Origin of the sequence: Vibrio sp. GLN_1 (assembly GCF_043106015.1) — a bacterium.
GTDB lineage: Bacteria > Pseudomonadota > Gammaproteobacteria > Enterobacterales > Vibrionaceae > Vibrio > Vibrio parahaemolyticus.
The window spans coordinates 442,744-464,603 of the sequence record NZ_JBICMD010000007.1; the positions used below are offsets into that span (position 1 = coordinate 442,744).

Annotated in this window: 21 protein-coding genes, 2 pseudogenes and 1 riboswitch; of the genes and pseudogenes, 8 read left to right on the top strand and 15 right to left on the bottom strand. The window is 47.7% G+C overall.

Features of this window, described 5'->3' with window-relative positions:
• Positions 1 to 32 precede the first annotated feature (32 nt).
• Positions 33 to 1,497: pseudogene (locus tag ACF8OV_RS04695) on the bottom strand (PLP-dependent aminotransferase family protein).
• 92 nt (positions 1,498 to 1,589) lie between these two features.
• On the opposite strand from ACF8OV_RS04695, the gene ACF8OV_RS04700 reads away from it, so the two are divergent.
• The 3 genes from ACF8OV_RS04700 (at position 1,590) to ACF8OV_RS04710 (ending at position 3,588) form a co-directional block, all read left to right on the top strand.
• Positions 1,590 to 2,489 (top strand): DMT family transporter, encoded by a 900-nt coding sequence (locus ACF8OV_RS04700; protein WP_029841322.1) that lies wholly within the window; start codon positions 1,590 to 1,592, stop codon positions 2,487 to 2,489.
• Positions 2,490 to 2,556: 67 nt separating this feature from the next.
• On the top strand, positions 2,557 to 2,844 hold the full coding sequence (locus ACF8OV_RS04705; protein WP_005459922.1) for a hypothetical protein: 288 nt from the start codon (positions 2,557 to 2,559) through the stop codon (positions 2,842 to 2,844).
• Between the two features lie 153 nt (positions 2,845 to 2,997).
• Positions 2,998 to 3,588, top strand: coding sequence for a type II secretion system protein (locus tag ACF8OV_RS04710; RefSeq protein ID WP_223304377.1), 591 nt, complete (start codon positions 2,998 to 3,000; stop codon positions 3,586 to 3,588).
• Positions 3,589 to 3,625: 37 nt separating this feature from the next.
• Here the strand turns inward: ACF8OV_RS04710 and ACF8OV_RS04715 are convergent, their stop codons facing one another.
• From ACF8OV_RS04715 to ACF8OV_RS04735, 5 genes are all read right to left on the bottom strand, one after another.
• Entirely contained in the window at positions 3,626 to 4,153 is a 528-nt protein-coding gene (locus tag ACF8OV_RS04715; RefSeq protein WP_203503753.1) for a GNAT family N-acetyltransferase, read from the bottom strand.
• A 29-nt stretch (positions 4,154 to 4,182) separates the two neighbouring features.
• Positions 4,183 to 4,650 carry an HAD family hydrolase gene (locus tag ACF8OV_RS04720; RefSeq protein WP_020841669.1) on the bottom strand — a complete coding sequence of 156 codons (468 nt, stop codon included), beginning with the start codon at positions 4,648 to 4,650 and terminating at the stop codon, positions 4,183 to 4,185.
• Between the two features lie 149 nt (positions 4,651 to 4,799).
• On the bottom strand, positions 4,800 to 5,270 hold the full coding sequence (locus ACF8OV_RS04725) for a GNAT family N-acetyltransferase (protein ID WP_116920755.1): 471 nt from the start codon (positions 5,268 to 5,270) through the stop codon (positions 4,800 to 4,802).
• A 1-nt stretch (position 5,271) separates the two neighbouring features.
• Entirely contained in the window at positions 5,272 to 6,003 is a 732-nt protein-coding gene (locus tag ACF8OV_RS04730) for a glucose 1-dehydrogenase (RefSeq protein WP_025504704.1), read from the bottom strand.
• Between the two features lie 9 nt (positions 6,004 to 6,012).
• A complete protein-coding gene (locus ACF8OV_RS04735) occupies positions 6,013 to 6,528 on the bottom strand; it encodes a GNAT family N-acetyltransferase (protein ID WP_025521764.1) in 516 nt (171 codons plus the stop codon).
• 270 nt (positions 6,529 to 6,798) lie between these two features.
• Here ACF8OV_RS04735 and ACF8OV_RS04740 point away from each other — a divergent pair, with 270 nt between their 5' ends.
• The gene (locus ACF8OV_RS04740) at positions 6,799 to 7,893 is read left to right on the top strand and encodes a NapC/NirT family cytochrome c (RefSeq protein ID WP_025521763.1); all 1,095 of its coding nucleotides are present in this window, start codon (positions 6,799 to 6,801) and stop codon (positions 7,891 to 7,893) included.
• Positions 7,894 to 7,915: 22 nt separating this feature from the next.
• Positions 7,916 to 10,363 carry a trimethylamine-N-oxide reductase 2 gene (locus ACF8OV_RS04745; protein WP_005459941.1) on the top strand — a complete coding sequence of 816 codons (2,448 nt, stop codon included), beginning with the start codon at positions 7,916 to 7,918 and terminating at the stop codon, positions 10,361 to 10,363.
• Positions 10,364 to 10,433: 70 nt separating this feature from the next.
• Here ACF8OV_RS04745 and ACF8OV_RS04750 read toward each other — a convergent pair whose 3' ends face one another.
• The 8 genes and pseudogenes from ACF8OV_RS04750 to thiD all read right to left on the bottom strand — a co-directional run bounded on the left by ACF8OV_RS04750 (position 10,434) and on the right by thiD (position 16,882).
• Positions 10,434 to 11,159: a phosphatase PAP2 family protein gene (locus tag ACF8OV_RS04750; protein WP_203503771.1), complete on the bottom strand. Its 726-nt coding sequence runs from the start codon at positions 11,157 to 11,159 to the stop codon at positions 10,434 to 10,436.
• Between the two features lie 182 nt (positions 11,160 to 11,341).
• Entirely contained in the window at positions 11,342 to 11,956 is a 615-nt protein-coding gene (thiE, locus tag ACF8OV_RS04755) for a thiamine phosphate synthase (RefSeq protein WP_203503778.1), read from the bottom strand.
• Positions 11,957 to 12,019: 63 nt separating this feature from the next.
• Positions 12,020 to 12,811 (bottom strand): hydroxyethylthiazole kinase, encoded by a 792-nt coding sequence (gene thiM / locus ACF8OV_RS04760; protein ID WP_025533823.1) that lies wholly within the window; start codon positions 12,809 to 12,811, stop codon positions 12,020 to 12,022.
• A gap of 18 nt (positions 12,812 to 12,829) precedes the next feature.
• A complete protein-coding gene (gene tenA, locus ACF8OV_RS04765; RefSeq protein ID WP_021452762.1) occupies positions 12,830 to 13,492 on the bottom strand; it encodes a thiaminase II in 663 nt (220 codons plus the stop codon).
• An 18-nt stretch (positions 13,493 to 13,510) separates the two neighbouring features.
• Positions 13,511 to 14,461 (bottom strand): ABC transporter substrate-binding protein, encoded by a 951-nt coding sequence (locus ACF8OV_RS04770; RefSeq protein WP_024700766.1) that lies wholly within the window; start codon positions 14,459 to 14,461, stop codon positions 13,511 to 13,513.
• A 22-nt stretch (positions 14,462 to 14,483) separates the two neighbouring features.
• Positions 14,484 to 15,218, bottom strand: a pseudogene (locus tag ACF8OV_RS04775) (ABC transporter permease); the annotation flags it as partial.
• A 58-nt stretch (positions 15,219 to 15,276) separates the two neighbouring features.
• Positions 15,277 to 16,035: an ABC transporter ATP-binding protein gene (locus ACF8OV_RS04780; protein WP_030000737.1), complete on the bottom strand. Its 759-nt coding sequence runs from the start codon at positions 16,033 to 16,035 to the stop codon at positions 15,277 to 15,279.
• Complete coding sequence (thiD, locus tag ACF8OV_RS04785; protein WP_069546431.1) at positions 16,025 to 16,882, bottom strand: bifunctional hydroxymethylpyrimidine kinase/phosphomethylpyrimidine kinase; 858 nt, start codon at positions 16,880 to 16,882, stop codon at positions 16,025 to 16,027. Before thiD ends, ACF8OV_RS04780 begins: the two co-directional genes overlap by 11 nt.
• A 96-nt stretch (positions 16,883 to 16,978) precedes the next feature.
• Positions 16,979 to 17,086: riboswitch (TPP riboswitch) on the bottom strand.
• 312 nt (positions 17,087 to 17,398) lie between these two features.
• Here thiD and ACF8OV_RS04790 point away from each other — a divergent pair.
• Together ACF8OV_RS04790 and ACF8OV_RS04795 are read left to right on the top strand one after the other, a co-directional pair.
• Positions 17,399 to 18,784 carry a TldD/PmbA family protein gene (locus tag ACF8OV_RS04790; RefSeq protein WP_317676224.1) on the top strand — a complete coding sequence of 462 codons (1,386 nt, stop codon included), beginning with the start codon at positions 17,399 to 17,401 and terminating at the stop codon, positions 18,782 to 18,784.
• On the top strand, positions 18,784 to 20,127 hold the full coding sequence (locus tag ACF8OV_RS04795) for a TldD/PmbA family protein (protein ID WP_203503780.1): 1,344 nt from the start codon (positions 18,784 to 18,786) through the stop codon (positions 20,125 to 20,127). Before ACF8OV_RS04790 ends, ACF8OV_RS04795 begins: the two co-directional genes overlap by 1 nt.
• A gap of 80 nt (positions 20,128 to 20,207) precedes the next feature.
• Here ACF8OV_RS04795 and trmY read toward each other — a convergent pair whose 3' ends face one another.
• Positions 20,208 to 20,807 carry a tRNA (pseudouridine(54)-N(1))-methyltransferase TrmY gene (trmY, locus tag ACF8OV_RS04800; protein WP_005459965.1) on the bottom strand — a complete coding sequence of 200 codons (600 nt, stop codon included), beginning with the start codon at positions 20,805 to 20,807 and terminating at the stop codon, positions 20,208 to 20,210.
• Positions 20,808 to 20,967: 160 nt separating this feature from the next.
• On the opposite strand from trmY, the gene ACF8OV_RS04805 reads away from it, so the two are divergent.
• On the top strand, positions 20,968 to 21,492 hold the full coding sequence (locus ACF8OV_RS04805; RefSeq protein ID WP_024702320.1) for a DUF3087 domain-containing protein: 525 nt from the start codon (positions 20,968 to 20,970) through the stop codon (positions 21,490 to 21,492).
• The last annotated feature ends 368 nt before the right edge of the window (positions 21,493 to 21,860 follow it).

The following is a 21,860-nucleotide window of genomic DNA, read 5'->3' on the forward strand; positions in this document are numbered from 1 at the left end:
GTGTGGGCATAAGTTCATTTAGCAAGAGCGAGTTAACAGACATGCTTTGCTATCAACTTTGCCAGTGTTTGCATCGCGTGACTCCAATCGGTTTCATGACCAAAGTTTGCCACGCTGAGGCGCACGCAATGTCGATATTGCTCTTGAGTGCCAAATACGGTGCCGGGAAGTAGGCTGATTCTGTGCTTATTGCACGCTTGATACAACGCATAACTGTCCGTGTCTTCGGGCAGGCGCAACCAAAGCAAGAACGAGCCTTGCACGGCGTTGATCTGATATCGATTTTTTATAGATTCGTATTCATCCAAGTATTGATGAAGCATCTGGATAAATCGACGCATGTTGTTTTGATAAACCCGACCCATTCGCGCAGTATGCGTTCGATACTTGCCTGACGTTAGAAACGTTGCCACGGCAGATTGCATCAGGTTCAAACTGCCCATGTTCTCACACAGTAGATATTGCTCAATTTGATCTCGATATCGCCCCGCCAACATCCAACCAATTCTCAAACGCGAATCGAGTGTTTTGGATAACGAATTCACGTAAATCACGCGTTGCTTGTCATCGAGCAAGCTCAAGCTTGGCAACGGCTTATCATAACTTAACCCGCCAAACACATCGTCTTCGATAATAGGAACATTGCCGGACGCCAAGAGCAATTGCTGGCGCTTTTCTAACGGCATCATGGCACCAGTAGGGTTGGTGAAGTTTGGTGTTACGATGATCGCTCTTATGTCCCATGTCGACATCGCTTTTGCTAAGGCTTCGGCGCACATACCGTCTCGTGGGCAACTCGGGATTTCCACCACTTTGAGGCCGAGTGATTCGAGCATCAATAAGTTTCCAAAATAACAAGGAGACTCCACCGCGACGATATCGCCTTTTTGTGTCGTTGCGCGCAGCGCTAGGCTTATTGCTTGTTGCGCGCAGCGCTAGGCTTATTGCTTGTTGCGCGCCGTGCGTCACCATGATTTCATCCAATTTGGCTGGCGTGCCCAAATCTTGCGTGATTTTCGCCAGTTGTTTAATTAAGAGGTGATCACCGGGTGGCAACTGGTAATGGCTCGGTACATGCGTTTGCTGGCGGCTGTGACGGCCAATCTCGGCGTACAAGCTTTTGATCGCGGGGGAATCAATGTTTGGGTGGGCAGAGCCAGCGGGCAAACGCTCTTGGTATTCAGGGTATGTGAGGATTTCTTTACAGATCGAGAGCAAATCCACACGAGTCGGATCCGGAATTGAGCGAGAGGTCGGCAAGGCGATTTTCACTCGATAACCCGATTTGGGAACCGAGTACACCAAGTTTTGCGCTTCCAGCTCTTGATATGCACGAATCACGGTGTTTTTGCTGACGTTTAATTCTTGGCTCAACGAGCGAATGGAGGGCAGTCGATCATCCGCTTGATAAACGCCACCATTGATGGCTTGTTTGAGGTGTTTTTCCACCACGAGGTACTTATTCCCTTCACCGCTTTCCAATAAATCTGTACCCATAAAAACACTTCCATCTGTCACTTTTTGAAAACACTGTACCTAATTACATTAGCAGTATCTCAAAACATAAAACAAGCGTGAGTGAGGCGATCATGTTAATCCGAGCCATCCCTTTTGTATTTGTCATCCTTTGGGCTTCTGGATTTGTTGGTGCGCGTTTTGGTTTGCAATATGCTGAGCCAGCGACACTGCTTTCTATCCGTATGGCATTCAATGTCTTACTGTTTTTGGTTCTTGTGGCGGTATTGCGTAGAAGGTTGCCGACAGGAACAGATTTTTGGCACAGCTGCGTGGTTGGGGCGTTAATCCACGGTTTCTATCTGGGCGGTACTTATTTCGCTATCGCTTTGGGTATGCCAGCGGGGTTGAGTTCGTTGCTGGTGGGCATTCAGCCGATTTTAACCGCGGCTTTGCTGGTGGCGTTTGTTCGTGAGGAATTTAAACCCTCGCAATGGCTGGGTTTGGCTCTTGGTTTTGTCGGTATCGCTATGGTGTTGATGGGCAAAATGGAGTGGCAATCCGAGCAGCACAAAGTGTTGGCCATTGGTTTGTGTTTATTGGCTTTGGTTGGTATCACGCTAGGGACGCTGTATCAGAAAAAACATTGCCAACAAGTGGATATGGTTGGTGGTGCGACGGTGCAATATTTGGCCGCGCTCATCATGTTTCTGCCTGTTGCGATGCTGTTTGAAACCATGCAAGTGCAATGGGAACTGGAGTTTATTTTGACCGTGTTGTGGTTGGTCGTCGTGCTCTCTTGTGTGGCGATTCTATTGTTGCTGTACATGGTGAGAAATGGGGCGTCTTCGAGTGTGGCGTCTGTGTTTTACCTAGTGCCGCCAACGACGGCGATTCAAGCTTGGCTCGCGTTTGGAGAGTCATTTGATTGGATGGGCATTTCTGGCTTTGTCCTAGCGGCTACGGCGGTGTATTTGGTGGTTAAAAAACCAGATCTGACGATAAAAAAGGCTATCAAAACGGAATATACCTAAATTAGGTAGGGACATTCACGTGCCAGTGAGTACAATTCTGCCTCATCTTAATCCGTGGAGCAGAGTGATGACGGCAAAGCCAGACCGAATGACCGCGATGCGTAATATCATCGACCAAGTAAAAGCTGAACTACCGATTTACGAACCGGAAACCTTTGTGTGTGGGCCGGAGGGGCAGTGCATCGGTTGTCCGAAGAAGTTACTGGAAATGGTGGATTCAGAGCTGAGCTATTGGGAATCGGCTATGGAGCGCGGCATTGTTCCGCAATTCGATGAAATTCGTCGTTTTGGCAAAATGTGCACGAATGTTCGTCGTGGTCTGGTGCGAAATAATGTGCCTTTACTCAATAGCTAGAGAGTAAAAATCGTCTAATATCTGATACATAGCGTCGTTTTGTTGCACCGCTCTTTGGCTGCTGTTCTCAAGTTTGAGTGGTGTTTGTCTCTTCTTACCCCTTGGGCCTTTAATCGTAAGAAATTGGCGATATATTGGCTCGGTCTCACATGGATGTGGGGCTATTGTCTTGGGCTAGTTGAGATAGGAAACGTGAAATCAAAGGGATTTACGCTGATGGAAATCACCATAGTGCTCACCACTTTGGCTTTCATCGCATTAGCTGCTTTACCAGTACTACTCGATATTCATCGCCAAGCATACGCTGCGATGCTGCACAGTTCTCAGTCTTCTTTAGGTACGGCTCTCAAATTCTTCCATGCTCAATCTGTGATTGATAACGCTTACGACCAAGAGCACGTTCACTACATTGACCGACAAGTCAAAACACGCAAAGGCATGCCAGAAGCCAGCGCCGACAGTATTCGTGCTTTATTAGAAATAGACCTGCCTGCCAGAGGCTACTCGAAAATTGACGTGCCGTGCAAAGGCAGTGATTTTTGTATCATCGGTCAGCAGCACCCGAACAGCGCTCATTTTGTCGCGATTCCCGATTATCAGTTCTTAGATAAATCGGGCGTTGATCGCGTGGTGTACATTTGGCCGCAGGGTTACACATTGGCAGAAGAAGCGTGCTACTTCTACTATGTGAATCAAGCCTCGACCGATTCAATTGTTCGAGGGCATGTGACGCAAGGGTGTTAGTCCCAATTAAGCTTTGTGAAAAACGGTTATCGAGAATCTACAAACCGGGGTTGTTCGAACGGCGTTGCGCTTTATTCAATACCATTTTTTGACTCATTAAGACCTTGCCATTTGGCAAGATCACTTCCCCAAGTTCTCCCTGATGTTCAAACCCAAAGCGTTCATACAAAGCAATCGCTGGTGTGTTGGTTTTGTATACGTTGAGTACGATTTGGTCGTAGCCAAACGCCCAACCGCGCGCGATTGCCATTGATAATAATTTCCGTCCTAATCCTTTGCCTCGGTAGCTTTTGTCAATGTGAATACCAAGAATACCGACGCGAATAAGCTGTCCGCCTTCGTAGCCGCACATTTCTGCAGGGAAGATTTCAACGCTGCCGATCAGTTCTTGGCGGTCAAACGCGACAAACTGAGGGATGGATTTGTTCTCAACACGTTGCAGGATGCTACGAAGTGTTGCGTTATCGGGGGCTGGAGAAATCAAAAACTCCCCCTCGGAGTACACCCGATTCCACAGCGCGGTGAAGCGTTCGATATCGCTTACCTTGATGGGTCTGATTTGCATTCATCTTCCTTGATTAGTGCAGGTAACGGTTAGGGTATAAGCTCAGACAAACAGCGAATTTGATTCAGAATGGGCTCGGCTGGTGCATCAGCGCCCGTTGGGTTAAACCAAATGGTGTTTACGCCCGCTTGCATGGCGGGATAAATGTCTTTGTGAGGTAAATCGCCGACCATGGTTATTTCACTCACGTTAACCCCTAACTGTTTTGCGACGGCGAGATAAAACTCAGGTTGGTTTTTAGCGATACCGAGGTTGGCAAAACAAAAATAGCCATTTAAGAATTGGTCCAAGTCGACGCGGACGAATGCACGTTGAACCTCTTCCATGTTGGAGTCAGATGCACTGGTCGCAATGTAAATGGGATGATTTTGGGAAAGTACTGCCAGCGTTTCTGTGGCCTGAGGAACCGTTTCTACGTGTTCCCAATCGCACATTTTTCCTTGTGCGTGAGGGAAATCTACCATCAAGGTGTTCCCCCAATCGAAAAGATAAATCATGTTCGAATCTCCTTTATACCCAGGCATCTTGAAGTCACTTAGGTATATCAGTACATCATATCGCCTTTTCTAAAATCGGGGGACAAATCGAAGTGATAAATGCGATTTAGTCGGCTTTAGTCGTGAAAAGCGTTTAATTGCCGTTATCGTTACAAATGTTTCAGCATAATGCGTGAGTTAGTTTTAAAACCTTGATTATCGTAAAAACGCTGTGCTGGCTGATTGAATTCCATCACTTCCAATCGAACTTGCGTGGCATTGGCATCGCGCGCCCAATGCTCGCAAGTTTGGAGCAGTTGACGACCGATTCCTTGCTGTTTTTGCTCTTCATCGACAACGATCGTCCCCACGCGGCAAATTGGGTCTTTGATCAGAAAGCTGACGGTGTCGTTTTGGGTGATCATCGCGGTTAAGAAGCCAAGAATTTGCTGTTCACGTTCGGCAACCAAAAAGAGTCGCTCTTTGTTCTCTAGTGCTTGCGCAAGAAATTCGCGATCAGCTTCTGAAGGCGCAACAAAGGCTTCTGGCGCATTCGCAAAATGCAGTGAATTGATCTGCAAATTAAGCTGAAAAATTCCGTCTAAATCCTTGGGAGTAGCTTGTCGGATATGGATTTGCATTCTATCTGCCCCCTGCAATATCGATAAATGATCCTGTGACATAAGAAGCTTCGTCACTCAGTAGCCAAGCGATCGCATTCGCCACTTCTTCTACTGTGCCGCCGCGTTTAAGAGGAATTTGAGGGCTCAGTCTATCCACTCGGTTTGGTTCTCCGCCGTCGGCATGCATATCGGTATAAATGAAACCAGGTCGAACGCCATTGACGCGAATATTGCGCTCTGCCAACTCGAGCGAGAGCCCTTTAGTTAAGGTATCCATCGCGCCTTTTGATGTGGCGTAATCAACATACTCAAATGGCGCGCCTGAGCGTGACGCTCCAGAGGAGACATTCACAATGGCACCGCCCGCACTGAATCGCTTCGCCGCTTCTCGACAGCAGAGGAAACAACTGGCGACATTCGTGTTCATCACAGTTTGGAAGCGCTCCAAGCTGATTTCCGCCAACGGTGACTGAGTAAATAGAATGCCAACGTTGTTGACCAAATGGGTGACTGAGCCTAGTGCGTTTTCTGTTGCATCGAAAAGGTTGAGCACTTGTTGCTCATCGGCTACGTCTGCGGCGATGGCAATGGCTTTCCCGCCGTTTGCTTGTATTTCTGCTACAACTTGGTCGGCGGCCTCTTGCTGAGTGCGGTAATTAACACAAACGCGATAGCCTTGCTCGGCCAGCTTTTTCGCGGTTGCGGCTCCAATACCTCGGCTTGCGCCGGTAACGATGACTACTTTATTCAAAATACGTCCTTATTTTTGTCGCGAGTAGATTTTATCGGCGTAGTGTTTGCCACCGATTTGGTATGCGTCTGGAATGACTTGAGAGAGTTCGAAGCCGCATTTTGTGAGTACGCGCTCTGATGCGATATTTCCTTCGGTCACTGTGGCGGAAAAGCGGCGGATATCGTGCGTGGTTTCTGCCCAGTGCAGCAAAGCCTTAAGTGTTTCTGTGCCGAATTGCTGGCCATGAAACTCGGGCAGCAGCAAATAGCCTACTTCGGCTTTGTCTTCCTCTAGTACAAAACCCGTGATCCCAATAGGTTGTTGAGTATTTGCATCGAGAATGGTCAAGCACAACCAATGGTCACACTCTGGTGTCCAGCTCGCTAAACGAGATTCAAACTTGTCGCGTAACACTCGCTCGTCAGGTTTATCGAAGCAGAGAGCGATGACACTCGGCTCGATATGTAAACGCTGAAATAGCGCCCAATCTTCTGCTCTGATCGGGCCCATTTTGGTTCTGGGTGTAGATATGAGAGTCGACATGCACATCCTTAATGCATCGAGTTGAATTGCCAGTCTCTCATTCTCTTAGCTTATTGATCAAACCGTTCAATTTAGAAAAGTGATTTATGTTGTGAATGTCGAATTGTGCAAAAAATTTGCGTTAGATATGAATTCATGGGAGCTAAATAACGAAATTTCATTCTTGAGACGCAGAGAGCAACACGGTAATGATGTGGATCAAGAGTTATCTACCTACAAAGTAGTAATTTGCGACCTATAATTACATTTTATTTGGAAGTGTTGCGAATTATGTCAATAAAAAAACGATATATTGCATTGCTAGTTGCTGCTGGCGTTGGTGTGGGTTGGTTAACTTTGGGCGGCAGTGCAGCGGTGATGCACTACACGTCTGACACTGAGTTTTGTGTCTCATGCCACTCTATGGAAATCCCTTATAAAGAGTATCAAGGCTCAGTTCACTTCAGTAATGCAAAGGGCATTCGCGCGGAATGTTCTGACTGTCATATTCCTCAAGAACCAATGGATTACCTGATCACCAAAATTCGTGCGTCGAAAGACATTTACCACGAATTTGTGACAGGCAAGATCGACACGCCAGAGAAATACGAAGCACATCGTAAAGACATGGCTGAAACTGTATGGGCTCAGTTCCGTGAAAACGATTCAGCGACGTGTCGTTCGTGTCATGATTTCGATGCAATGGAAGAGTTTGAGCAATCACGCGATGCGGCGAAGATGCATGAATACGCGAAAGCGAACGATCAAACGTGTATCGATTGTCACAAAGGTGTGGCTCACTTTGCACCAGAAGCAGAGCTAGACAGCAAAGCATTCGAAACGCTGATGAGCTTCACGACGAAGACAGCTGCTAACGCGAAGGTAGTTTACCCAGTAACAACGATTAATTTGGGTGAAATGGGTACCATCAATCCAACAACAAAACTGGAAGTGATGAGCGCGGAAGGCGACAACCGCACTGTTAAGTTGAATGCATTCCAAATGAAAGGCGCAGAACAAGTGCTTTACATGGGAGAAGGTCAACGTGCCATCGTAGCAACGCTAACAGAGCAAGGCCAACAAGCGCTTGAAGCTGGTGAATTTGAGGCGGATGTTTACGGCAACGAATGGCGCGCAGTTTCTCTAACAGGTGCTATTGATTCTCCAGTTGTAGACACGCTTGATCCAGTATGGTCATACGCAGAAGAGTTGGACAACGTTTACTGTGCCACTTGTCACGCGAAAATTCCTTCAAATCACTTCACAGTGAATGCATGGGGACCGGTAGCGAAAAGTATGGGTGATCGAACTGATATTTCAGCCGAGAACCTAGAAATTCTAACCAAGTTCTTCCAGCACCACGCGAAAGATGTGGTTGGTCACTAACGATAAATAGAAGGATAAGATTATGACTAATATGACCCGTCGCGGATTTCTAAAAGGCACTGGTATGGCGGCTGGTGCAATGGCATTCACTTCATTTGCACCTATGTCTGTTGCGTCTTCTAATGCTCGCGGCAAAGGCATTCTAACGGCGGGCCGCATGGGCCCAATGCTGTGTGAAGTACAAGATGGTAAGTTGGTTTCGACCACCAATGCTCTGCCTCAAACTGTACCAAATAGCCTACAAAGCACTGGTCCTGACCAAGTGCACACTAAAGCGCGTGTTAAGTACCCAATGGTTCGTAAAGGTTACTTGGCAAACCCATCAGCTCCCGAAGGCGTTCGCGGCAGCGATGAATTTGTACGCGTGTCTTGGGATGAAGCTTACAAGCTGATCCACGAACAGCACATGCGCATTCGTAAAGAATATGGCCCGGCTTCTGTGTTTGCTGGTTCTTACGGCTGGCGTTCAAGTGGCGTGCTGCACAAAGCACAAACCTTGCTGCAACGTTACATGAGCATGGCGGGCGGCTACTCAGGCCACTTGGGTGACTACTCAACGGGTGCTGCGCAGATCATCATGCCGCACGTTGTGGGCTCTATCGAAGTGTACGAGCAACAAACCACGTACCCAGTGGTACTAGAGCACAGCGATGTGGTTGTGCTTTGGGGCTTAAACCCGATCAACACTCTAAAAATCGCGTGGAGCTCAACAGACTGTGCTGGTCTTGAATTCTTCCATCAATTGAAAAAATCAGGCAAGACGGTCATTGCGATTGACCCTATTCGTTCTGAAACCATTGAATTCTTTGGCGAGAATGCGGAGTGGATTGCTCCTCACCCAATGACCGACGTGGCAATGATGATGGGTATCGCACACACCTTAGTGAAACAAGGTAAGCACGATAAAGCCTTCCTCGATAAATACACCGCAGGTTACGACAAGTTTGAAGCGTACCTGATGGGCGAAGAAGACGGCGTAGAAAAATCAGCAGAATGGGCATCACAAATCTGTGGCGTACCTGCGAAGCAACTTGAGCTATTGGCTGACATCTTCAGTAAAAACCGCACCATGCTGATGGCGGGTTGGGGCATGCAGCGCCAACAATACGGTGAGCAGCGTCACTGGATGCTGGTTACACTGGCAACGATGTTGGGTCAAATCGGTTTACCGGGCGGTGGTTTTGGTTTCTCTTATCACTACTCAAACGGTGGTAACCCTGCTCGTGATGCTGGCGTTCTTCCTGCGATTTCGGCATCACTGGGTGGTGGCTCTTCTGCGGGTAACGACTGGGCAGTGTCTGGCGCGGTGCAAAGCTTCCCTGTGGCGCGTATTGTCGAGGCGTTGGAAAACCCAGGTCAATCCTACCATCACAACGGTCATGAACTGACGTTCCCGAACATTAAGATGATTTGGTGGGCTGGCGGTGCGAACTTTACTCACCACCAAGACACCAACCGCTTGATTAAAGCGTGGCAAAAGCCTGAGCTGATCGTGATTTCAGAGCCTTACTGGACGGCGGCTGCGAAGCATGCGGACATCGTTCTGCCAATCACCACATCGTTCGAGCGTAACGACTTAACGATGACGGGTGACTACAGTAACCAACACTTGGTGCCAATGAAGCAAGTGGTTGAGCCGCAAGGTGAAGCGCGTAATGACTTCGACGTATTCGCGGACATGGCAGAGATGCTAGCACCGGGTGGCCGTGATGTGTACACCGAAGGCAAAACCGAAATGGAATGGCTGTACGGCTTCTATAAGGCGGCGCAACAAGGTGGCCGTGGCTCTCGCATTGCAATGCCGAACTTTAGCAAGTTCTGGGAAGATAACCAACTGATCGAGATGAAGTGGAACGAGAAGAACGCACAGTTTGTTCGTTACGCGGATTTCCGTGAAGACCCGATCATGAACCCGCTAGGTACGCCAAGTGGTAAGATTGAAATCTTCTCGAAAACCATTGAAGGTTACCAGTTGGAAGACTGTCCTCCACACCCTACGTGGATGGCACCAACCGAGTACACCGGCAATGCAAAAGATGGCGAGTTGCAGCTAATGACCGCGCACGCAGCGCATCGTCTACACAGCCAGTTTAACTACGCGAAGATTCGCGAAGAGTACGCAATTGCAAACCGTGAACCTATTTGGATTCACCCTGAAGATGCGAAAGCGCGTGGTATTAAAACGGGCGATCTAGTTCGTGCGTTTAACAACCGTGGCCAAGTATTGGTTGGCGCGGAAGTGACTGACCGAATCAAGCAAGGTTCAGTATGTATTCATGAAGGCGGTTGGCCGGATTTGGATCCGAAAACCGGCATTTGTAAGAACGGCGGTTGTAACGTGTTAACGTTGGATATTCCGACCTCTCGACTTGCAAACGGCTGTGCGGCGAACTCGGCACTGGTTCGTATTGAAAAATACACTGGCCCAGAATTAGAACTAACAGCGTTTGAACCACCAAAAAATGGCTAGAAAAAAGTAGCGCTTGAAAGCAAGAAGCCAGCGAATCGCTGGCTTCTTTTTTATCTAGTAACCGTTCACATTAGCGCGAAGCAAGAGAAACAAACGGCATCTGTTTCTTAATCTGAAATGTCGGGAGTAAAGTAAATACAATCGCGACAAACAAGACCGAGCCTATTAAATCTTCAGGGCGATGCATGCCCAGCCATAAGCGGCTATATGCGACGCTCATTCCCCACATCCATAATGACAGTGCAGAGATATAGCACTTGTTCTGTAAGAACAATCCACCAAAGAAAGCCAGACAAATCGAAACGAAAATCGTATGGCCCGACGGGAAAGAATAGTCTTTCTCGCCTTGCCAATGGCGCGTCCGCCAATCACTGACGTGTTCAGAAATCTGGTTAATTACGTTGGCTTGTTGCTTTGTATCTAACTGATAAAACGTTTCTGGTGTTTCAATTAATTGTTCTGCTGCGAGCAATTCCGTGTACGGGCGAGGGCTTTCTGTCATCAGTTTTAGCCCCGTTTTGCTGGCAAAGCCAATCACAAGTAACAGCCCTAACATTGAGAGTTTTTGCATCCACTTAGTGCGACTTGGCTTAAAGCGAAATAAAGAAAGCAGTAGCAGTGTTAAGGTAATTAAAAAGCCTTTGCTGCCAGCAGAGTCAGTGAGCAAAGTAAAAGTAATACCCAGACTTTCAGGCACCTGTGAAGTGAGATCGTGATAAGAGCCAAACAGCGACATTGGGATGATGCCAAGAACAAACAAGGCGAGCATCATCAATCCATATTTTTTGGTTTTCATTGAGAGCGTTTTGTTTTTATTGAGGGTTATTCAACCACGTGAAAATAAGGGACTTATCTTACGTTATCTGGCGTGAAAAACTTATCAACGCTTTGTCAATTTGACGAGAGAATGAAGGTTGAGTGATGAATTGATGACATTTATCCGGAGGGTAAAGGCGCTCATCCTTAAGCGTTGGGGTCTTAATCCATCAGAGAAAGTAAGTACTCTGCTGCTTTGGTTGGGTTTTCTGCATGACAAATGGCAGAAACCAAAGCCAAACCATGTACACCTGTCGCACTCAGAACAGGAATGTTGGTTTCGTTGATGCCACCAATAGCGACGATTGGTAAGGACGTGGTGTTCAGCGCCATTTTTAAACCTTCTATACCCCAGTGTTTTTTGGTGTTGGTTTTGGTTGGCGTAGCGAAGATGGCACTCAAGCCGATGTAATCAATGGGCAGAGAATCCGCCTCTGCCAGCTGATCTTCAGTCTCAATCGATAAGCCGAGAATCTTGTTTGGGCCAATCAATTGACGAGCGATCTCTGCTGGCATGTCTGACTGCCCGAGGTGAACACCATCGGCATCGACGGCAAGGGCAACATCAACACGATCATTGATGATTAACGGGACGCCAGTGCCTTCAAGGAGCGTCTTCACGGCTTGAGCTCGTTCAATAAATGCACGAACGTCACCATGTTTTTCGCGCACCTGTACCATGGTGACCCCACCTTCTACCGCCTTTCTTACAACGTGTTTGAGAGTGGATAAATCTTGTTGGTCGTCGGTGACCAAATACAAACGATAGGTGTTCATTGTGTTTCCTTTCGCCTCCCACTTTCGTTGGAGTGAGAGGCGTTTAAAGCATTGAGAAGCGATTTATCTCACTTGTAACTTAAGGCGTGTTGCCAGTGTTTCTTCATCCAGTTGGTAAAGCTCATCCAAAAGATGCATTTGCAAGCTACCTGGCCCTCGCGCTTGCTCAGCCGCAATTTCACCCACAACGCCAAGCACCGCTGCCGCAGCAAGGCCTGTTTCGTCGCCGATTGCTGCGAACGCGCCTGTCAGTGCGGTTAACGTGCAACCCATGCCCGTTACGTATGGCATCATCTCGTGACCATTATTCAGCTGGACGGTTTGCTCTTTAGTGACGATGTAGTCAGTTTCGCCGGAGATCACCACGCTCACTCCGTATTCTTCAACTAAGAAGTGAGCCGCCCCAAGGGCTGCATCACTACTGTCGAGTGCATCTACACCTTTGCTTTGCGCTTGCTCACCAGCGAGAGCGATGATTTCGGAAGCATTACCACGAATGATTAACTTGTTTGCAAGGCGGGCGATTTCGCGCGAGGTTTCGGTGCGTAGTGAACTTGCACCGCAACCGACAGGGTCGAGCACAACAATTTTACCGTTCGAATTGGCTTGCTCGACGGCATAGCTCATGCGCGGCGTCCAAACGCTGTCTAGGGTGCCGATGTTGATCACCAAAGCGCCAGCAAACGACATCATTTCTGCCATTTCTTGCTTTGAATGTGCCATGATTGGCGAAGCACCGATAGCCAACAAAGCGTTCGCCGTGTTGTTCATCACCACGTAGTTGGTAATGTTCACGACTAAAGGCTTTTGCTGACGCACTGCGGTTAATGCTTGAGTGATTTGTTCTATTAACATGAGATTCTCCAATTAACCTTATTGTGCGTTTAGACCTTGCTGCCAAAACGCCACTTCCATACGCGTTGCAGTTTTGAAGACCTGAATCAGGTTTTGACCGCGCTGGCTGTAGATGTCGATTTCAGCCAGCAACTGGTTAAAGTGTTCGGCCCCACTTGCCACGCCTGATTGGAACTCTTCACCGCCGTACAAGTTAATCCAACTTGCGTAAGGATTGCCTTCGAATACCGTGTTTTCATCTTCAATCAGCATTTTACCAATGACGGCGTAGCCGATGGAGCAAGGGGCGAGCGCGGCATACAAGTCAACTAAGTCGCCCGTCATTCCCGCATCCAATACGTAGCGCGTGTAAGCCACCGTGCCAAAATCTTCCGGCTCGTTTTCGAGATCCGATTCCGTTAATCCCCACTGGCCGCAGTAGGTAACATGGTGGGCAATCTCTGAATCTAAAAGCGCATGTACGCTTGGTAGTGCGCGGCGCATGTCGTCTAACGTACGTGCTTTGTAGATTGCCAGCGCATAAGCTCGCGCGTACTGTTTTAGGAATAAGAAATCTTGCTTCAAGTAATGCAGAAAACAAGGTTGAGCCAGCGTGCCTTTGGCCAATTGCTGCACGAAGGCATGCTCAGTGTATTCTTGCCAATCTTGGCGGCAAGCGTCGATCAAATCTTGGTATTTCATAATGGGGCAGCCTCGTAATTAGTCAAAGCTCGGTACGTAATCTTTCGCTTTTGGTAGCGTTTCGATGATTTTTTGTGAATACATGAACTCGGCGTAATCGTCGTAGCGTTTTAGGTCAACTGCCGATGGGCGAAGCGCGAAACGAGTTAACGTGTCATTCCAAGCGCGTTGGTTGAGCTCGTTGTTTAGCGTGTCTGGTGAGTAAGCGACAAACTCTTTCCAAGACTCTTTCGGATGGTTGACGATGTAAGTGGTCGCTTGCTCCAGCGCTTTGTTGAACGCTTTGATAGCGGCTTTGTCGTAGGTTTTTGCATTCGCCACAAACACCAGTTCGTCATACGCTGGTACGCCGTGTTCTTCTGGGAAGAAGGCTTTGGCTTTGTAGCCTTCTAGCGCAAGTTGGTTGGTTTCGAAGTTGCGCAAGCCGCCCCAAATAGCGTCTACTTTCCCTGATGCAAGAGAGGAAGAGAGTGCCCAACCGACGTTGATGATTTGCACGTCAGAAAACTTCACGTTCTCCTGCGCAAGCATGGTGCCGATTGTCGCCTCTTCGTTACCTGCGATCGCAATACCGATCTTCTTGCCTTTAAGGTCGCCAAGGTTGTCGTTCTTGCCGTTGTCCAACACCATCAATGTGTTGAGGGGAGTAGCAATCAAGGTTGCAGAGCGAATTAATGGCAAGCCAGCCGCTACGTCGATGGTTAAGCTCGGCTGGTATGAAATCGCCATATCGACTTTGCCAGCCGCAACTAGTTTAGGTGGCGTGCTTGGGTCGGCAGGTTCTTGGATATTGATCTTCAAACCTTGCTGTTTAAAGTAGCCGCGCTCTTGTGCGATAACGATAGGGCCATGGTTCGGGTTAACGAACCAATCCAGCATTAAAGTAAGCTCCTTTTCGGCAGCAAGTACGTTAGTTGAAACGATTGAAGCGAGCAGAGCAGCAGCGCTAATAAGTTTGTTTTTGTTCACGGGGTTCTTCCTTTTTCTTTCCCTATTTGTTTTCCCAGGGAATGGCTTTTTTCAGTAATTTGTCAGTAGTGAAATAGAGTGCGATAGACAGCGCGGCGAGGATGAATAGGGCAGCGAACATCTCATCGATGATCATGCGTGCGTTGGCTTGAAGCATCAGATAGCCAAGGCCCTCACTTGAACCAACCCATTCACCTACCACGGCACCAATCGGCGCAATAACCACGGCAACACGAATACCAGACGCTAACGTTGGCAGGGCGGCAGGTAGTTGAATATGGCGCAGTAATTGCCATTTCGATGCGCCCATGGTTTTGGCAAGATCGAGGTAACCAGTTGGTGTATTGCGTAAACCATCGTAGCAACATGTCGTGACGGGGAAAAAGATGATGATCGCCGCCATTACTACTTTCGATGCAATGCCGTAACCCAGCCAAAGCATGAGCACTGGCGCGATAGCAAACACAGGAATCGCTTGGCTAGCGATAAGAATCGGCAATAGCCAGCGTTTGAGCGGCTCGAACATCAGCATTTGCAAAGCGAATAGCAAACCCATCGATAATCCAAGCGCCAAGCCAAGTAGGATCTCTTGTGCTGTTACCCAAGTGTGTTTGAGTAGCACGTCGTATCGAGTCACTAATCTATTCAATACTTCAATTGGCGAAGGCAAGATGAAGCTTGGCATGTCAAACACCACTACAATGAGTTGCCACAAACCTAAGATCACGGCTGCGCTGGTCAGCAGACGCAACGCCGGATGAGTTACGCGTTCCTTTTTACTAATACGCGCCGAGACGGAGTTGTACTGCGTCATATCACTCATAGTCTTTCTCCAACTGATCCAAAATCGCCTGCTGTAGCGCTGCGCACTCTCCATTGAGAGATCTTGGTGGCTTGGAGTCCGGAACAACCAAGTGCTGCGCTTGAGCAGGCGTGCCTTGCAACACATAGAGTTGGTGTGCCAATCGCACCGCTTCTTGCGGATCGTGCGTAATCAAGACAACGGTTTTGTCCTTAAGTAACTCGGCAGAGAGAGTTTGCAATTTGTGCCGAGTCACGGCGTCCAATGCCGAGAAAGGTTCATCCATCAAAACCAAAGGTTTGTCTTGCATCAGAGTGCGAGCAAGGGCTACGCGCTGCCGCATACCACCAGAGAGTTGAGCGGGTTTGGCGTAAGCGTAATCTGCCAACCCAACGTGCTCTAACAAGTTGAGAGCACGTTGTTTCTCTTCCGCTGAATTTGAGTTGGCGTGAGAAAAGCGCGAGCTAAGACAGACGTTATCCAGCACGTGAAGCCACGGTAGCAATAAATCCTGCTGAGCCATGTAAGCGACACGGTCATGCAGTGCGGCGCCATCGGTTGTGATGAGTTCGCCATGCCAGTCAACTTGGTCATCCAGTAGGCCAGCTAAGTAACGCAATATCGTGGTTTTTCCGCAGCCACTTCGCCCGAGTAATACCGTCCATTGACCGATAGGAATGACCATGTTCACTTTCGCTAAAGTCGGTGTTTGGCTGTCTTTGTATTGCAAACTGGCGTCGGAAAGCTGAATGCCAATCGCGTTAGCGAACATAGGTATGACCCGCAAAGAAGTGATGTACTGGTCCGTGACCTTTCCCCACTTCCAACTCATCCGCATGAGCGATTGCTTGGCTGATGTACTGTTTTCCTAAATGCACGGCTTTGTGCAGGTTGTTGCCTTGACCAAGGTAAGACGCAATAGCGGAAGACAGTGTACAGCCCGTACCGTGGGTGTTTTGGGTCGGAAAACGCTTGGCGCTGATTAACTCGACACTGTTTTGCATGATCAGCAGATCGTTGCTGTTTTCATCTTCTTCAAGGTGACCGCCTTTGAGCAGAATGGCTTTGGCACCAAGCGCACGAAGGTCGTCAATCATGTTATTCATTTCAGATTCTGAGTGAGGTACAGGCTTACCTGTCAGTGCGGCACCCTCTGGCAGGTTAGGAGTGATGATGTCTGCCAGTGGAATTAGTTCTTCTTTTAATGTGCTGATTGCTGATTGCTCAAGTAGCAAATCGCCGCTGGTGGCGACCATGACGGGATCTATCACAAGATGTTTAGGCTGGTACTGTCTGATCTTGCTGGCCACCACTTTGATGATGTTCGAATCCGCCAGCATGCCGACTTTTACCGCCACAATATTGAGATCGGTAAACACCGCATCGAGTTGGCTTTCAACGTGATCAAGTGGGATAGGGAAAATGGCAGAAACGCCTTGTGTGTTTTGCGAAGTGATGGCGGTAATGACCGAGCATGCAAAGCTGCCTGTTGCCGACATCGCTTTGATGTCTGCTTGAATACCTGCGCCGCCGCCACTGTCGGAGCCTGCGATGGTCAATACGATAGGGGTAGGTAAGGCTGGCGTCTGATGTGAATAAGGCTGTGATTGCTGCGTCATGGTCGCTCCTATTACAAGACGTATAGGAACTGACTTTGACCGCTGTGGGCAGATCGATTGTTCGATCGTTTCACTCGCCAAAGAGAGGCTGCGAAAGGCAAAGTGCGCATAGTTCCCTACGTCAGTGCTAACTGAATCAGGTTCAACGGGTCTCGAATTTCGATCTCAGCCAACGCTTATCACGTGGCCCCCCGACTATTTCGCTCGGATGATAACAGGACGCTTACTCAAGAGATACGTTTTTTGAGAGTAATTATTATTGAGTATTCAATTATGCGAAGTGAGTGATAGAGTAAGCTTCTTAATACTTTGTTGCGCGGAATTTTCCAGTGCAACGCTCTGATGAAAGAGCAGAAACTGGAATATTAAATAAAGAATCGTGGTCTCTTTTGGCAAGGATTAGCATAAAACAAGGTTAAAAAACTGTTAAAATTTAACGCGTTGCCAATTTAACTTTACGGAATCTCTCGAAAGTTATTTAGGAAGGCTAAGACGATCATCGAGCAAGGAGACTTCATGCTTAATTCTGTAACAGCGAAGGCAGTGATCGATCATGCTCTCTTTTTAGGAGCTGATTTCGCTGAGCTATTCGTTGAACATCACCAAACCAACACCGTCCAGATCGCATCTGGTGAGGTGGACAATGTAAATTCAGGTATCGATTTTGGTATCGGTATTCGCCTCTTCTTCGGTCACAAAGTGCTTTACGGTTACACCAACAGCACGGACGAAACCGAACTAAAACGCGTGACATCACTGCTTGCAGCGAAAGACAAGCGTGAGCAAATCGCGTCAGCGGGTTCTTTGAATTTGAACCGATACCCAATCCAACATGGTTGCAGCATGCCGCTAAGTAAGGATGCTAACCTAGATTCAAAAATCGCATTTCTATTGAAAGTTGATCAAGCTGCGCGTGCAGAAAGTGAATACATCAGCCAGTTCATTGGTAGTGTGCTTCAGCGCGAGCAGCAAGTGTCTATCTTCAACTCAGAAGGTTTGCATGTAGACGATACGCGTCACTACATTCGTGTTGCGGGTAACACAGTTGCCCAGAAAGGCAATGAGCAATCTTCTGGCATGGAAGGCCCGGGGGCACTTGCCGGTTGGGAGTTTAGCGAACAGATCGATGCGAAAGAGCTGGGTCAAACTATCGCTCAACAAGCGCTAGTGAAATTGGGCGCGGATGCTTGTCCATCGGGTGAAATGCCTGTGGTAATTGGTAACGGCTTTGGCGGCGTTATCTTCCACGAAGCGTGTGGCCACCTGCTAGAAACTACTTCGGTTGCGAAGAAGGCGTCGGTATTCCACGACAAAATGGGTGAGATGATCGCTCATACTGCAGTAAACGCAGTAGATGACGGCACGATGACCAACGAATGGGGCTCAATCCACGTTGATGACGAAGGTTTGCCAACGCAGCGTACCCAACTGATCAAAGACGGTAAGCTAACCAGCTTTATGGTCGACAAAATGGGCGGCATGAAGACTGGTTACGAGCCAACAGGCTCTGGTCGTCGTCAGAACTACAAGTTCGCACCAACCTCGCGCATGCGCAATACCTTTATCGAAGAAGGCGAGCATTCACTCGATGATATGCTTGCGGGAATCGAACGCGGTATTTACGCCAAGAAGATGGGTGGTGGCTCCGTTCAACCTGGGACGGGCGAATTTAACTTCGCTGTTCGTGAAGCGTATTTGATTGAAAACGGCAAAATTACCAAGCCTTTGAAAGCGGCGACACTGATCAGCACTGGTCCTAAAGTATTGAAAGAAATCAGTATGGTCGGTAAGGACATGGCACTTGCTCCAGGTATGTGTGGTTCAGTGAGTGGCTCAGTACCTACAATAGTCGGCCAACCAACCCTTAAAGTGGACAATATTCTGGTAGGAGGCGGTAACTAATGAGCCAAGAACAACAACTTCTTAACGCGGTTGATTACGTCCTGTCAGAAGCCAAACGCCAAGGTGCGGAAGCGGATGTGATTGTGAACCGTAACAGCAGCTTTTCGCTGAAAGCAAACCAAGGCAAGCTGGATGAGTACAAAGTCAGCTCAAGCCAAGTGCTGGGTGTTCGAGTCATTAAAGATGCTCGTGTCGCGACCAGTTATTCTGAATCACTAGAGCAACCAAGTTTAGATTTGATGCTCACCAACGCGCTGCAAAGTGCTCGTTTTTCTAAGCAAGATGAACATCAAACCATCAGCTGCGTAAACAGCAAAATCACCACTGATATTGCAGAAATTGCGCAAGACGATACCACATCGGTCGATGAGAAAATTGAACTGTCACTTGCGCTTGAGCAAGGTGTTGTGGCTTTGCCTCACGCTTCAAGCTCACCATACAATGGTTATAGTGACGGCGAAACTCAGCTCATCATCGCGAATACTCAAGGTACGATATGTCAACATTTCGAGCGCTCTTTCACTTGTTACGCGTATACCTTATTTGAAAAAGATGGCAAACAGTCGATGGCAGGTAGAATGTCGTTAGGTCGCCGTTTTGATGAGTTGAATCCAACTTACTGCATTGAAGGCGGTTACAACCTTGCTCGCGACCTCCTTGATGGAGTACCAGTTGCGACAGGTAACTATCCGGCTATCTTCCACATCAATGCGCTAGCAAGTTTATTCGGTGCTTTCGGCAGTGCGTTTTCTGGTGTGAGTGCGATGAAAGGCATCTCGCCACTGGGTGACAAGCTTGGTCAAAGCGTAGCAAGTGAACTTCTCACCTTTACCGATGCGGCATACATGCCAAATGGTATGGCTATCGCAGGGTTTGATAGTGAAGGTTTTGCCACTCAAGACAATGCGTTGATCGCCAATGGCCAACTGAATACGCTATTGCACAATAGCCAAACAGCGAGTTATTTAGGTGCAGTGTCGACGGCAAGTGCATCTCGCAGTGCGAAATCGAGCCTAGACGTATCGGCAAATCATAAAGTGATTGCTACAGGCAACAGCAGTGCGTCAGAAGTCAAAGCAGGTGAATACCTAGAATTAGTGGAACTGCAAGGGGTTCACTCTGGTGCAGATGCTGTCAGTGGTGATTTCTCATTTGGTGCGAGTGGTTTCTTGTGCCGTGATGGTCAGCGTGTTCAACCTGTGCGCGGAATTACAGTTGCAGGTAACTTCTATAATATGCTGCAAGAAGTAGAAGCTGTGGGTGATACGCAGCTTATTAATGATAGCCGCACTTTCTTCGCGCCAGATGTGCGTTTTGCTCGATTGAGTATTGGCGGTAAATAAGCGCGGCATAGAAAGTCAGAAACAAAAAAGAGGACTCAATCGAGTCCTCTTTCATCATCTAACAACGTGTACGCGAATAACTAGAATTCGCGGATATCCAGTTCGTTGTGGATCAATACTACACACTGAGAAGCAAACAGCATCTTAGGTCCAAGGCTGATTTTCTCAGTACCTAGGCGCTTCAAGCTGTTGAACGACTTCTTCGGCATCGGAATGTGGTCGGTTAGCAAGAAGCATGGGTTTTCACCAATTTCTGCATCACGAACAAATTCGCCTTTCTTATCCAACATATAAAGTTGGTGGTCTTCCGCCAGTTCTTGAACCAAGCGTTCGAAGCTCACTGTACGAACCGTAATACCCGGCTCAACTTCACGAAGCTGCTCTTTACCCATACCAACAGATGCGTCCAACGCACGGGCAACGGCAGCGATCAACGTTGACTCGTGAAAACCACCAATATTGGTAATGTCGTTTGAACGAATGGTAATCGTGCGCGAGTAATCCTTCGTGCTCTCTAATACCAAGTGGACAACCACATCTTCACGGTGAGATTGTGCCACGAACATGGTGTTCATCATGGTATGAGCAAGGATCTCGGTATGTGCCTCGTTACCGACACCTTCTAATAGTGCTTTGCTGGTGGTTGGCGCCGCGCGAGCTCGTAAAACAAAAGAGCGCATGAATTTAGCCTCTGTATAGAAAGAGTGAATGCGCGGAAGTATATACCTAAGCAGGGAACGGATGCGAGTTTAATAGTAAATGTGAACTTACTTACAAAGCTTCGATTGTGGAGCTGGGTGTGCTCGTTAGAATAGGAGGCAACCCTGTTAGGAGTGGTATATGGAAATCAAACAGATAAATAAAGACATTTATAAAAAGAAAGTAAACTTTGTGATTGGAGGTTTTGTTGCGTTGCTCGCCATCTCCTCTCTTGCCTTTAGTACCTTGCTGATTGTTTTGTTTGGCAACACTGAAGTCGTACCAGAACAATCAACGGGCAATTTCCATTGGAATTTGATTGGTGTCGTTCTAGCAGTTGCAACTTCCCTCTCTTTATTGAATCAAATTAAAACTCGACCATACATGGAAGAGGTGCTGTACGTTTGGAAACTCAAGCAACTGCACAACAAAATCTTTCGTAAACTAAAAAGCATTAAAGCAGCCGCGAGCAATGACGATCTAAAAGCGCTCACTACGCTTAAGTTCTATTACACCACGCAACGCCAAGTGTTTGAGCTAGACAACAACACATTGACGATGAGTAGTGTAAATAAAGAACTAGAGGCAATAGATCAAATCGAAGTCGACAAATCACTGCACCTTGATATTGCAAGCTTTGAAGAGGGGTGGATAGACACATACTGATTGCTTATTTGCTACTTGAAGTTAACAACTGAGTGCTAAAAATAAGCGTTTGAATGAGATTTCATCACTCGACGCTTTTTTTTTGATTTTTTTTCTAAAAAGGGGTTGCCAAGAAAACTCATCTCCCTATAATGCGCCTCCGTTGTCAGGGCAAAGCGGAAACGCGAAAGCAGCTGGCAATAAGGCGAAAAAGCTTCTAAAAATTAATTTTAAAAAGTGTTTGACACTAAGAATTAGTTCATTAGAATACGCCTCCGCTTTGAGAGGAAAACTTCTCGAAAAGCAAGCTCTTTAACAATATAGACCTATCAATCTGTGTGGGCACTCGTTGATGATAATCCAATTAGATATTTCTTTCTTAACGGAAA

Coding starts and splice junctions, on each gene's coding strand:
- ACF8OV_RS04700 (WP_029841322.1), top strand. CDS start 1,590: ATGTTAATCCGAGCCATCCCTTTTGTATTTGTCATCCTTTGGGCTTCT.
- ACF8OV_RS04705 (WP_005459922.1), top strand. CDS start 2,557: ATGACGGCAAAGCCAGACCGAATGACCGCGATGCGTAATATCATCGAC.
- ACF8OV_RS04710 (WP_223304377.1), top strand. CDS start 2,998: ATGTGGGGCTATTGTCTTGGGCTAGTTGAGATAGGAAACGTGAAATCA.
- ACF8OV_RS04715 (WP_203503753.1), bottom strand. CDS start 4,153: ATGCAAATCAGACCCATCAAGGTAAGCGATATCGAACGCTTCACCGCG.
- ACF8OV_RS04720 (WP_020841669.1), bottom strand. CDS start 4,650: ATGATTTATCTTTTCGATTGGGGGAACACCTTGATGGTAGATTTCCCT.
- ACF8OV_RS04725 (WP_116920755.1), bottom strand. CDS start 5,270: ATGCAAATCCATATCCGACAAGCTACTCCCAAGGATTTAGACGGAATT.
- ACF8OV_RS04735 (WP_025521764.1), bottom strand. CDS start 6,528: ATGTCGACTCTCATATCTACACCCAGAACCAAAATGGGCCCGATCAGA.
- ACF8OV_RS04740 (WP_025521763.1), top strand. CDS start 6,799: ATGTCAATAAAAAAACGATATATTGCATTGCTAGTTGCTGCTGGCGTT.
- ACF8OV_RS04745 (WP_005459941.1), top strand. CDS start 7,916: ATGACTAATATGACCCGTCGCGGATTTCTAAAAGGCACTGGTATGGCG.
- ACF8OV_RS04750 (WP_203503771.1), bottom strand. CDS start 11,159: ATGAAAACCAAAAAATATGGATTGATGATGCTCGCCTTGTTTGTTCTT.
- thiE (WP_203503778.1), bottom strand. CDS start 11,956: ATGAACACCTATCGTTTGTATTTGGTCACCGACGACCAACAAGATTTA.
- thiM (WP_025533823.1), bottom strand. CDS start 12,811: ATGTTAATAGAACAAATCACTCAAGCATTAACCGCAGTGCGTCAGCAA.
- tenA (WP_021452762.1), bottom strand. CDS start 13,492: ATGAAATACCAAGATTTGATCGACGCTTGCCGCCAAGATTGGCAAGAA.
- ACF8OV_RS04780 (WP_030000737.1), bottom strand. CDS start 16,035: ATGTTCGCTAACGCGATTGGCATTCAGCTTTCCGACGCCAGTTTGCAA.
- thiD (WP_069546431.1), bottom strand. CDS start 16,882: ATGACGCAGCAATCACAGCCTTATTCACATCAGACGCCAGCCTTACCT.
- ACF8OV_RS04790 (WP_317676224.1), top strand. CDS start 17,399: ATGCTTAATTCTGTAACAGCGAAGGCAGTGATCGATCATGCTCTCTTT.
- ACF8OV_RS04795 (WP_203503780.1), top strand. CDS start 18,784: ATGAGCCAAGAACAACAACTTCTTAACGCGGTTGATTACGTCCTGTCA.
- trmY (WP_005459965.1), bottom strand. CDS start 20,807: ATGCGCTCTTTTGTTTTACGAGCTCGCGCGGCGCCAACCACCAGCAAA.
- ACF8OV_RS04805 (WP_024702320.1), top strand. CDS start 20,968: ATGGAAATCAAACAGATAAATAAAGACATTTATAAAAAGAAAGTAAAC.